Annotated in this window: 10 protein-coding genes and 2 pseudogenes; 3 read left to right on the forward strand and 9 right to left on the reverse strand. The window is 64.9% G+C overall.

Annotated features, from left to right (window positions below; translation table 11 throughout):
* Nucleotides 1-364: 364 nt before the first annotated feature.
* The 6 genes and pseudogenes from E1218_RS31780 to E1218_RS31805 form a co-directional block, all read right to left on the reverse strand.
* On the reverse strand, nt 365-1003 hold the full coding sequence (locus tag E1218_RS31780) for an alpha/beta fold hydrolase (RefSeq protein WP_165949502.1): 639 nt from the start codon (nt 1001-1003) through the stop codon (nt 365-367).
* 119 nt (nt 1004-1122) lie between these two features.
* Nucleotides 1123-2352, reverse strand: a complete 1230-nt coding sequence (locus tag E1218_RS31785; protein WP_132326747.1) for an MFS transporter — start codon at nt 2350-2352, stop codon at nt 1123-1125.
* A gap of 853 nt (nt 2353-3205) precedes the next feature.
* The gene (locus tag E1218_RS31790; RefSeq protein WP_233712602.1) at nt 3206-4078 is read right to left on the reverse strand and encodes an NADP-dependent oxidoreductase; all 873 of its coding nucleotides are present in this window, start codon (nt 4076-4078) and stop codon (nt 3206-3208) included.
* A 152-nt stretch (nt 4079-4230) separates the two neighbouring features.
* A complete protein-coding gene (locus tag E1218_RS31795; RefSeq protein WP_132326749.1) occupies nt 4231-4878 on the reverse strand; it encodes a nitroreductase family protein in 648 nt (215 codons plus the stop codon).
* 57 nt (nt 4879-4935) lie between these two features.
* Nucleotides 4936-5759, reverse strand: a pseudogene (locus tag E1218_RS38325) (isocitrate lyase/PEP mutase family protein).
* A gap of 81 nt (nt 5760-5840) precedes the next feature.
* Nucleotides 5841-6293, reverse strand: coding sequence for a carboxymuconolactone decarboxylase family protein (locus E1218_RS31805; protein WP_202866300.1), 453 nt, complete (start codon nt 6291-6293; stop codon nt 5841-5843).
* A gap of 254 nt (nt 6294-6547) precedes the next feature.
* Here E1218_RS31805 and E1218_RS38330 point away from each other — a divergent pair, with 254 nt between their 5' ends.
* Both E1218_RS38330 and E1218_RS31815 read left to right on the forward strand, forming a co-directional pair.
* Nucleotides 6548-6790 (forward strand): TetR family transcriptional regulator, encoded by a 243-nt coding sequence (locus E1218_RS38330; RefSeq protein ID WP_202866301.1) that lies wholly within the window; start codon nt 6548-6550, stop codon nt 6788-6790.
* Between the two features lie 597 nt (nt 6791-7387).
* Nucleotides 7388-7771 carry an MmcQ/YjbR family DNA-binding protein gene (locus E1218_RS31815; protein ID WP_132326751.1) on the forward strand — a complete coding sequence of 128 codons (384 nt, stop codon included), beginning with the start codon at nt 7388-7390 and terminating at the stop codon, nt 7769-7771.
* A 528-nt stretch (nt 7772-8299) separates the two neighbouring features.
* Here the strand turns inward: E1218_RS31815 and E1218_RS38335 are convergent.
* A pseudogene (locus E1218_RS38335) lies at nt 8300-8560 on the reverse strand (isocitrate lyase/phosphoenolpyruvate mutase family protein); the annotation flags it as partial.
* Between the two features lie 336 nt (nt 8561-8896).
* Here E1218_RS38335 and E1218_RS31825 point away from each other — a divergent pair.
* Nucleotides 8897-9226: a hypothetical protein gene (locus E1218_RS31825; protein WP_132326752.1), complete on the forward strand. Its 330-nt coding sequence runs from the start codon at nt 8897-8899 to the stop codon at nt 9224-9226.
* A gap of 64 nt (nt 9227-9290) precedes the next feature.
* Here the strand turns inward: E1218_RS31825 and E1218_RS31830 are convergent, their stop codons facing one another.
* Together E1218_RS31830 and E1218_RS31835 are read right to left on the reverse strand one after the other, a co-directional pair.
* On the reverse strand, nt 9291-10259 hold the full coding sequence (locus tag E1218_RS31830; protein ID WP_132326753.1) for a magnesium and cobalt transport protein CorA: 969 nt from the start codon (nt 10257-10259) through the stop codon (nt 9291-9293).
* Nucleotides 10260-11134: 875 nt separating this feature from the next.
* The gene (locus tag E1218_RS31835; RefSeq protein WP_132326754.1) at nt 11135-11551 is read right to left on the reverse strand and encodes a GNAT family N-acetyltransferase; all 417 of its coding nucleotides are present in this window, start codon (nt 11549-11551) and stop codon (nt 11135-11137) included.
* Nucleotides 11552-11682: the final 131 nt, after the last annotated feature.

The following is an 11682-nucleotide window of genomic DNA, read 5'->3' on the forward strand; positions in this document are numbered from 1 at the left end:
GTGGCGGCTGACGTGGGCTCGGCATCGGCTTCGGAGGAGGGGGGAGTGGGACCGGTCGACCCAGCGGTGATCCGCGCTGCGCACTTCACCCGCCGCTGGCTGCAGTTCGACAGGAGGTGTCCGGCGATCGAGCCGGATTGCCGGTCTGCTCAGGCGTCCGTCGTGGGCAGTGGGGCGCATACGTCCTGTCGAACTGCAGCCAGCGGCGGGTTACGACCTCAACGTTTCTTGACGCGGCATTAGAAGCCTGGCGACCACCTGGGGACGCCACTCGCCCTCAACCCGCACGAGCCGTCGTACCGGCGTCTAACCGTGGGGTAGCCCGTCCTCCGGCCGCTTGATTGTCCGGCCACCACGACCCATATCATCGGAGGAACTCTCGGATGTGACCGGACCATCGGGTCGGATCCTCGAAGTGGCACATGTGGGCTGTGCCGGGGATGACGGTCAGCCGGCTGTTGGGAACGGCGGCGTACAACCGCCGGGCGAGTTGGACGGGGAAGCCCACGTCTTTCTCGCCGTGAAGGATGAGGACCGGCTTGCCGCAATCGCGGAGGATCTGCTCAGGGTCGCCAGGACACCAGGGGTGCATGGCGCCGGTGATGGCTCGTTCCACACTCCAGTCACCGGTGTCGTTGCCCAGGCTCTCCAGTAGCTCGAGATACGCCGCTGCTCGCTCCAGATCCCAGACGAAGATGGTGGAGTTCCGCAGTCTTCCGTCGGCGGCCTCCTCGGCTCGGCGACGTTGCTGGTACTCATCCCAGCCGGCGAGAAATCGGTCGTTGTCCTGACTGGCATAGGCCGAGGTCGACGCCAGGACCAACCGGCGTACCTGCGCGGGATGCTTGTGCACGAACTGCATCGCCGCCCGGCCGCCAGTGGAGAAGCCCAGCAGGTCCACCCGGCCGAGCTGCAGTTTGCCGATCAGCCGGTGGGTGTCCCTGACTGACCACGTACTCCGGCTGGAGGTCAGCGGCGGGAAGCCCGCGGCTGCTTCGGCCACACCCGCGGAAGTCGAACAGTACGACGTGATGGTCGCGGGCCAACGGTTCGACGCCGGGAGTCAGGTACCGATGCCCGACATCCGGGCCTGGGCAGTCGCTACCTCTCCGCCTGCCTTGCTCAGCTCACCGTGCTGGGTGTGTCGGTGTGCGGGTTGTGTGCAGCGACGACGGTGAACAGGGTGGCGAGGAAGGCCAGCGCGCCGTACCCGAGGACGATGTGCGGAAGCGAGTAGAGATCGGAGAGCCGGGCGGCGACCAGGCTGGGAATGGTCGCGCCGCTGTAGCTGAGGAGATAGACAGCGGCGAAGATTGGCGCCCTGTCGGGCAGGGCACTGCCGAACAACAAGCCACGGGTCGCCGCGCTGATGGCGATGCCTTGAGCGGCTCCCGCGATGATGGTCGCGGCGATGAACAACGGCAACATACCTGTGGCGATTGCTGTGATCATTCCGATCCAACCGGTAAGGAAGGCGATCATGCCGATGCGCTGGGCTGCCGCGGTCGACAACCGGCCGCCAAGTGGAGCGCCCAGAGCACTGGGGCCCATGTAAGCAGCGAACACCAGTCCGAGGACGAGCGAGCTGTTCGTGTGAAGTTGATCTGCGACAAGTGCAGGCACGAAGGCTTGATAGAACGCTCCGGTAGCCCAGGTGGCCAGGAACACCGCGGCAGCGACAGGCAGTAGATGCCTGACCCGGGCTGGAACGCGCACACTGGGCCGCAGTGAGTGCCAGGCGCCCGGTGTCGGAGTTGCGGTTTCCGGGCTGTTGGCGACGAGGGCGGCGGACAGGAGAAGCGATCCGATGACGACCAGGTAGATGAGGTCGCGTGGCCATGGGCCGAACTGGACCAAGGCACCGGAGGCGACGGCACCCACTGCGAGCCCGAGCATGACCGTTTGGCTCGAAGCGACAGAGGCCAGCCAGGCTGGTCTGGTCGGCGCTGCGTCGACGATGTAGGCGGTGAGGGTGCTGCTGGCCAACCCGGCGCCGAGGCCCATCACCAGCCGTCCAGCGATCAGGATGCCGATGTCGTGCACCTTCAACAGCAGCAGGCAACCCAGTAACAGCAAGGCAAGGCTGGCGATCGCGACCGGCCGTCGGCCGACATGAGTGGAGAGTCGTCCCAGCACCAGCAGTGTGCTCAGAGTTGCGGCGGAGTACGCGACGACGGTCAACGAGATACCGGCGTTGGTGAATCCTTCCTCGGTCCGGTAGATGTTGAAGAGAGGAATGGTCGAGCCCACCGCCGCGAACACGGTCACCAAGGAGACAACCGCTGAGACGAACGCCAGCCCGAGCGTTCTGTCGCGGTGGACCGGCTCGGCCGCCGATGGCTCCTGTCGCATCGAGCTGTGCCCTTCACTCGTTTGTGGCGAACGGCCCCCGTATCGGGTCCGGTGCTAGCTGCAGGGGGTCCGCAACGTTCCGCCTGGTTAGTTGCGGCCCGCCGCACCGTCTTACGCCGGACGTCGCAGTTGGCTGTGCGCTTGCTTCGACTGAGGTCCTTTGCTGCGGCAACCTGTGTCGCGGTTGTCCTTGCTCGTTACAGGATGCGGTGAGGAGACCAGCGGCGCTGACCCGAAGTTGCCAGGGGTGCCCTACGGGTCTCCTGCACCTTCGGGCGCACAGCGCGATCCTGCTGTGTCGGCGGCTGCGGACCGTCTGCATCGCCTGCTGCGCCGAAACTTCGCTTTGTCGTACGCGGGGCTGGTGCCAAACCACGACGAGCAGACCGCGCTCGTGTACCGCTACTAGAGCCGGCAAGGCATCAGCATCAGCAGCGGCGGCCCGAGAGCTGATGATTCCGGGATCGAGGTGATGACACCGACCGGCAGCGCAAGTGATCGGAAAGAAGCTGACTGAACGTACGGAACCGACGCCATCGTGGTGACGAAGGGATCGCTCGTGTTCCCGACCGTGCCGATTTGGACCGGCTTCCCTACAGCATCGCCCACGCCGACGCGACTTCGCAGTGATCCAGCCGGGACCCGGCAGGGCTTTGTGGTGGCCTTCAGTGCTGCCGAGATCCCCACCGAGACGGTGGCAGGAACCTGCATTCAGTCGTCACGCTTCGCCTTGCTGGCCTGGCACTCATGTTCCATGCCGTAGGTGGGCTCCGGGCAGTTTCCCGTCCGTTGGAGAGTCGGGCCCTGTCGCCGGAACCGGCCTTCGGGGCCCGACCATTTCTTCGCCGAGCCCTTACGGCCGGACGCGGACGATGGTTTTCCCCTTGGAGCGCTCGGTCGAACTGACAGCGGCGACAGCATCCTCGAGGGTCGTGGTCGTTCCGATGTTCGTGCGCAGCCGCCCGTCCCGGACCCTCTGGACGATCTCGCCCAGTTGGCCGCGGTCGGCCTCGACGACGAAGTCCACCGCCAGGCCGTCAGCCGGCCTGGCCTCGACCGGGCCGACGATCGACACCAGCGTTCCACCGGCCTTGACCATGGCCGCGGACCTCTTCTGGACGTCGCCGCCGATGACGTCGAGAACCAGATCGACCTTGCCGACATCTTCCAGCGCATCGTTCTCGAGGCCGACGAACTCATGTGCGCCGAACTCGAGTGCCTTCTCCCGGTCGGCGGCGCGTCCGGTTCCGATGACGTAGGCGCCGGCATCCCGTGCCAGCTGCATAACCATCGTTCCGACAGCGCCGGCCGCGCCGTGTGCGAGGACGCTCTGTCCCGCCTGGAGGCGGCCATGCTGGAACAGCCCCTGCCAGGCGGTCAGTCCCGAGATCGGCAGGCTCGCGCCCACCGTGAAGTCGACGTCGCCCGGCAACGGCGCAAGGTTGCGAGCCTCGATCGCCACATACTCGGCCAGAGAGCCGTCGCGGTGCCAGTCAGCGAGACCGAACACCCGTTGTCCCACCGACAGCCCCGTCGTGCCATAGCCCAGGGCGGCGACCACCCCGGCGAGCTCGTGCCCGGGGATCGACGGGGCGCGGTCGCGGCCGGCCCGGTCGGACCACGTCGAGGGCCACTCCAGCTCGGTCGGAACCCATCCCGAGGCATGAACCTCAACGACGACATCGTTGATGGCTGCTGCCGGCTCAGGACGCTCGGCCAGCGTCATCCCGGCCGTTCCACCGGCCTCGTCATGCACCACAATCGCCCTCATCGGGCACCTCCTTGTATCCAGTCTTCGATTACACAGCGATCTCGGCGCGAAAGCACTGCCAGGACCTCAGCGTTCGTGGGCGGCAGTCGTTCCCGTTGCCGCGGGTTCTAGACGAAGGTGAACAGCTCGTCCGTGTCGAAGCGCGAGATCGGGTTGCTGTACTGCTTCGTGGGGTCGGGGTAGCCGAGCGCCAGCAACACGGTCGTGGCGTGTCCGGTCTCACGGATCTTGAACGCCTTGTCGACAGTGGTCGGGTCGAACCCCTCGAGTGGCATGGCTTCGACACCGAGCTCAGCGGCCGCCATCATGGTCAAACCCACGGCCATGTAGGTCTGCTTCTCCATCCAGTGGTTCACGTCCTTGTAGCCGTAGTTGCGCAAGTTGAGGAAATCGCGGGTCATCGATTCCCACAGCTCCTGCTTCGCCGGGTCGGGGAACCGACCGTCGGCCCGCTCCTTGTTGAACACCGCCTCGATGTGGCTCCCGGGAAGGTCCGCCCGGGTGGTGAGGATGATGGTGTGCGAAGAGTTCAGAATCTTCTCGGCGTTGTCCTGGAATCGTTCGCCCAGGTTGTCCGCGAGTTGCTTTTTGCCTTCCGGCGTGGCGATGACGTAGAAGTGGTTCGGTTGGATGTTGGTAGACGTCGGCGTCGACCGCAGGAACCTCAACAGCTGCTGGAGAGTTTCCTCCGGGATCGTCCTGCTGGGGTCGAAGTATCTGGTGAGGTGCTTGCTCATGAGCTTGTCGAGATCCATGTCAATCTGCTCTCTTCTTGCAATCCATAGTGAGGAGCGGTGGTTGGTGGGGGTGGGCTAGTTCTTGCCTCGAGCAAGCAGCTCGCCAATACGGTCGAAGCTGATACCCGTCGTCGCCGAAGCGAGGTCGCCCGCAACGAGCGCTTCGGTGGCTTCTTGCAACGCGCCGAGCACGTGTGTGTAGAGCCACGGGCCCAAGCTGATGCGTTTGACGCCGGCCTTCTGCAGCTCGGCGACGGTGAGTACCTTGTCGGCCGGTGACACCAGGACGTTGACCGGTTTCGGTGCGACTGCGGTGACGATCGCGCCAAGTGACTCGAGATCGGGTGGGTACGGGGCGTAGAGCACATCAGCGCCGACCTCGCGAAGGCCGTCAGACGTCGGATGGTGTCGTCGAGGTCGGGCCGGCCCTGGATGAAGTTGTCTGTGCGGCCCGTGACGACGATGCGGCCCCTCGCCGCTTCGACGGAGCCGCGTACGCGATCGACGGCCTGGTCGAAGTCGCGGATCGGTTCAACGGGATCGCCCGAGGTGTCCTCGATACCGATACCGGCCAGACCGAACTCGACGGCGGCCCGGACGGTCGCCGCGACGTCATCGGAGGAGTCGCCGTACCCGTCCTCGAAGTCCCCGTTGACAGGCAGCCCGCTGACTGTGCCGAGCAGCCGCGCGTGCTCGAGATGCTCTTCACGCCGGACTGCATGGACTCCGTCCGCCACACCCAGCGTGGCGGCGAGCGCCACCGACGATGTCGCGATCGCTTCGAAGCCCGCATCGGCCAGCACCAACGCCGAGAGGCCGTCCCAGGCGTTAGGCATGACGAAGCCACCGTCGCGTGTGTGCAGCGCCATGAATTTCTCATAGAGTTCGGAGCCCGCCATATCGCAGCTCTCCTCAGGACCGGGTGGGGCAGTGAAGGGTCGAGCCGGCTGTGGGCGTGGCCTCGGCAACCGTTGCCCCGATCAGGCTGGCGCGCCGACCGAATCGACAGCAGGGATGTCGATGTCGGGTTTGTTGACGTTGTTGATGAAGTTGGTGAGCAGGGCCTGCACCGCGACCGTGACGATCGCCAAGATCTCCGGGTCGGTGTATCCGGCGCCTCGCACTGCCGCGAGATCTGCGTCGCTCACCTGCCCGCGGGCGTCCACCACGCGGCGAGCGAACCTCGCGACCGCGGCGCGCTTGGGATCGACGGAGCTTCCCGCGCGAGCCAGGTCGATGTCCTCGTTCGACATTCCGCCGAACCTGGCCGACACGTATGTGTGGATTGCCAGGCAGTAGCCGCACTCATTGGCCTGCGACACAGCAAGCGCGATGGTGTGCCGGGTCTTCGCGTCCAGGACCCGGCTCATGGTGCCCTGCAGGGTCGTCACGGCCTCGAGCACGGCCGGGTTGGACGCGATCGTGTTGAACATGGCCGGGACGAACCCGAGCGGCCCGCCGACCTTGTCGAGGATCTCCCGCGTGTCGGCAGGGACGTCATCAAGGGACGGGGTGTTCAGTCGTGACACAGTGAATCAACCTCCAGTAGGGGTTTGTGAGTGGTTAGCGTCGAGCCGAAGCCGGTTCTTACCGCCGCGTGGTTCGATCTCTGTCGCGGCGAAGCGCATGGAACCCAGCACGGCAGCTCGTGTGCCGCACAAACTCACGGACAAGGGCCAGGCCACGCGTGCCCGCATCCTCGAACAGGCCGCAGATCTCACCTGCACAGGGTGTCCACGCCACGAAGAACGAGAAGCTCCGACGTGCAGCCGGCGTCAGCGGATCGCGGCTCAACGACTACTTCCCCAACAAGGACAGCCTCGCCCTCGCGGTCATCGCGGGGCAGGCCGAGCGCGTCCTCGCGTTCACCGGGGTGAGCGATTCACCTGCTTCGACAGCCTCGGGTTTCGGGGAGTGGGCCGCTTGCTGAGCCGGATATGAGCGCGCCTACCAGGGCGGCATGCTCCCCTCTCAGGTCGCACGGGACGTCGGCCCTCTGAAAAATGCGTTGCAGGCGGCCATCGACTACGTGAAACCTTCGCGACGTCACCGAGACGGACAGGCTCCGAACCCAGTAACCGGAGACGTCGCCGAGAGCCGTTCGCGACGTTCGTGTATCCAGCCGCTGTGCTCGTCGTGTACCCGGACCGAGGGGCGAGGCCAGCTGACCGGTTGGGTGTCAGTGGCAACAGATTCGGATCGTCCGATACCTGCCGGCGGACAAGATGACGATGGCCCGGACGTCGTTGAAGGCTCGACCGTGCGGGGGCTCAGCGGCCGCGACAGATCACTGAATCAAGTCCGACGCCATGTTTCGGTGAACACCGTAAGATCTGCGCCGATCTGACCACTGGCGGATCGCCAGGACGGCGGCCAAGGGATGTCCGACAGATCGCGCGCAAGTTCTGCGCAAGTGGACTTGCGCGGCGCGCGGCCGCCGCAGTTCGTGGACAGCCGTGCAAGAGACATGACCATCAGCCTTGGCTGAGCAGTCAGGGCACTCGAATCGATAGCGGAGCTGATCATCTTGGACGCACAAGAACTGCAGAGGATTGCGGGCGACCGCGCTGTGGATCTGCCGGGCGCCGACCTGGAGCAGCGTGTCGACCCCGACTGGAGCGTCTACAAGGTGCGCGGCAAGGTCTTCCTGCTGATGACCAATATGCCGGCGAGCCCCGTCGTGATCCTGAAAGCTGATCCGGACAACGCCGCGGCCCTGCGTGAGCAGTACCCAGACATCACCCCCGGCTATCACATGAACAAGCGGCACTGGATCACGGTGGAAGGCGGGGGCACCGTCGACGAGAAGCTGGTGAAGGAGCTCGTGACCGATTCCTACCGTCTGGTGGTCGGCGGGCTTCCCAAGTCCGAGCGGCCCGTGGACCCGACCACCCACGATCACAGCGCCTGACCCCTCGTCATCCCATCGAGCGGTCCTCATCTGCGTGAGCCCGGAAGGCCTCGGCCAAGTTCCAACCTCGGAGGTTCGGGGCACCCTTGAGCTGTCCGGTCACTCTCGGCTTGCACCGGTCTGTTCATTGCCTCCGTACGAGTGTCACGAATCGTGTGGCGCCACGGTTCACGATGCCCCAGAACAAGCCCCACAGCACGAACAGCAGTTCAGCCAGCCAGGGGACGGTGCCCGCGACGGCGAGTCCGACGAGCAGTGTGGCCACTACCGCCGCATCGCAACAGCGGCGCTGCAGGACGATGCCGCGATCACGTGCACCGCCAGCTTCGCTGCAGCCGACCTGGTAGCGCCCAGGGCGTGCGTGTATGGGTCGACGCCGAGGCTGATCCGCTGGACTCCGACCGTCTCAGGTTCCGCGAGGGTTGCCGTGTCCTGGGGGACTGACGAGGGCGTTGAAAGGCTTGAGCAACAGCCTTGACGACTGAACTGATCGTGGCCGTATTCGGCAGGTTCGGCGCGTACAGGACGTCAGCTCCGGCTTCCGCACAGGCCACGAGCCGGCGGATGGTGTCGTCGAGGTCGGAGACTCCACAAGAAGTCGTCTGTCCGCCCTGTCAGGACGATCCGTCCAAGCGCAGCCGCGGCGGCGGCGTTGATGCGGCGACCCGCGTCATCGAAGTCCCTAATCGGGTTGAGCGAGGGGACACCAGTGGTGTGCTCGACTCCGACGCCAGCGAGACCGCGAGCGACAGCAGCGTCGACAGTGGCGCCGACATCCTCGGGAGTCTCGCAGTAGCCGTCCTAGAAGTCGCCGTTGACCGGAAGTTCACTCACGGACGTGAGTAGGTCGGCATTCGTCGGGGCTGGGTTGTCGTTCTGCGGCCGTGTATCTGATGCAGCGCGAGCACTCGCTCCGGCGGGTTGGTGTCATATCTGTCGCACCGTCTTACGTCTTTGCCTCAGCTCTGAAGCGGTTGCCGTTGGTCAGCATCGTGGCCTCAGGAGCAATCGACAGGGCTGTGGCCCGGCAGGGCCGTGATGACGATCGAGCCCGCGGTAAGTAGTGGTGGGTCGGAGGCCACCAATGAATCGGACACAGAACGAGGATGAGAGGCCGTTGACGCGATGAACGATCTGTTGCAGGGGATCCAAGCCGAGGACGGCGCGGCGGTCGCGGCCGCCGATGTCCCGAAGGCGGTGACTGCCGGCCGGTTGGTGTACGCCGACGGCGCGACTCAAGTCTTCGCGATCGACGGGCGGACCAGCTACACCGAACGAGGCGGCGACAGTGCAGGAGAGTGGTACGTCGATGACCACGGCCGGTTCTGCTCGTTCTGGCCGCCCTCCTATCGAGCCTGTTACGCGCTTCGCTGGATAGTGGAGGACACGCGGATCGTCGGGCTCAGATTCACCGGGCTCGGGGATGGCGTGACGTTCGAAGGCCGCTACGAATAGCTTTCGTGCGACTGGACGCAGGAGCCTCCGAAGTGGCGCCCAATCTCCAGCAGCACGAGCGGAGTCAAAGCCAGCCGGAGCGGCGGAACGATGCGTAGAGAGCGATACAGCCGGTCGCGATCAGGCATATGACCACAAAGTAGCCGTAGCGCCAACGCAATTCTGGTATGTTCTCGAAGTTCATCCCGTAGATGGTGCTGATCACTGTCGGCCCAGCGGCAATCGCAACCCAAGCGGAAATCCGGCGGATGTCATCGTTCTGCTGAACGGACACCCGCGCGATGTGCGCATCCAGCGCAGAGTCGAGCAGTCTGTCGAGGGAGTCGGTCCTTTCGCACACTCGCGCCACGTGACCTGCGACGTTACGGAAGTAGACCGCGGCGTCGGAGTCGACATGCAGGACATCAGCGCCGGCGAATCGCTCGATCGGCTCGCGCAACGGGACCACGGCCCGACGCATCTCCAACACTTCTCGCTTCAGCATGTAGATGCGCTCGGCCTCGCTGGTGCAACTGGTCCCGAAGACCGCCGTCTCGATCTGGTCGACGTCGGCCTCGACCGAGCCGGTCACGGACTCGTAGTGGTCCACGACCGCATCACAGATCGCCCACAAGACAGCTGCAGGTCCATGCGTCAACGCCGCCGGCATCTCGTTCAGCGTGGCATGCGCTTGCTCCAGGCCGCTTCGATCGCCATGCCAGACGGTCACGACGTAATGGCTGCCTATGAAGATGCTGGCCTGCCCGGTCTCCACCTCTTGGACCTCGTCGAGGTAGTGGAGCGTGCACAACACCACGGCCAGAGCATCGCCGTACCGTTCGATCTTCGGTCGTTGATGCGATGTCTGTGCGTCTTCGACGGCCAGATCGTGCAGGCCGAACAGGTCTTGTGCCTGGCGCAACTCGGAATCCGTCGGTTCGTGGAGATCGATCCAGGCAAAGGCAGCGTCTGATACAGCCCGGTCCCTGGCGACGATCTCCAGCGTCACAGGCTCGCGTTGCCCGGCGCCGTACAACGCGCTGTGAACGATCATCGGGCGATCGGGACGGTGGTCATGACCTGCACGTCAACCTCCTAGAGGAATCCTTGTTACTCCCGTTTCGTTCCGCTTGTGGCTTCTTACGAAGCCAGGTCGAGTGATCAAGGACCCGGTCGTCCGGTTCAACAGAAAGGGCGCGCTCGTCGTACTGAAGGGACATGGGTCGAGCGGGCTGAACCTGTCGCCGAGCGATTGGACGTGAGTGCGCCTTACGGCGCCGCGGATGGTCGGTCGGTTGATCGCAACCGGCTTCGTCGACCGGCGAGAGGATGTACAGGACCGGCGCGAGGACGGGCTGAACTTGATGGTGTGGGTCGGCGTCTCGTCAACAACCCGAACGGAGGCTCGCCTGCAACGAAGCTGATCGCCGCTGCGTTGGATGATCGGCGGGCCACTCCATGCCGCCGATGCCAGGCCACGTCGCCAGACCTCGGGATGCCGGCCTGACATCGATGAGCGCGTCTGACATGGTCCTGTTCTGTGTCTTCCCACATCGCAACCGCTGCATGAGCAGCCTCGGATGATCGCCGGCAGCGAGGCGTTTCGGGTTGCAACCACAGTTCTGCCGTCGATCGGTTCCTTCGGACACACTCGGAGTACGCCGATGTCATCGACTCATCGAGGCCAGGAATGTCCGACGCCGCGTCGCTGGTCCGGCAGACGCGGTCGAGGCCGCGCTGGATGCGGCCTTGCGCTCGGAAACACGCGAGGCTTCATTACCCCACACCGGATTCGCAGGAAACCTGGCACGCCGCACCTGATCGACAACGACGAACCAGAGGACTGAACCCAACCTGACCGCAGGTCGGGTTGGAATCAGTCGTCCTCCCAGCAGGTTGCCGCCCGCTCCCGACCTGGATGACATGTACTCAATGCCCACGTTCGTGCCCGGCTGTGTGCCATCCGGGGTGTGCCTTGTCCAGGACGTCGGCATACTCGGGGTGCGAGCTGACGAAGGCGGCCGTGAACGGGCAGGTGACGGTGGCTGTCTTTCCCTGCCTGCGAAGCTCGTCGAAGACGCCGCCGATCAGCCTGGTAGCCACGCCCTTCCCGCGGAACTCAGGGAGTACAGATGTCGCGTGCAGTACGACGCGGCTTCCGTCCTTGCTGTAGATGAGCCCTGCCGCTGTCTTCCCGCCTATCGCGGCTTCGTAAACGCCGAGCTCGCTGTTGTCGGTGATGACGAGGTCGTCCACGTCGGGGGCAGTGACTGCCGACGCGCTCGCGTCGCCCACATCGTCTTCGGCCTCGGTCAATGTGATCATGCTCTCCGCGGCGCCTGCCATCTGATCTCCTGCTTCTCGCGACCGGCCATCGACAACATTCCTACGCGGAAGATCTCAACGAGCGATTCAGAACAGCCGTGACCGACCGATGGACTATACCGTCCATAGTAGACCACTTGGAAGGGTGGCCC

The sequence above is a fragment of the Kribbella turkmenica genome, from assembly GCF_004348725.1.
Classification (GTDB): domain Bacteria; phylum Actinomycetota; class Actinomycetes; order Propionibacteriales; family Kribbellaceae; genus Kribbella; species Kribbella turkmenica.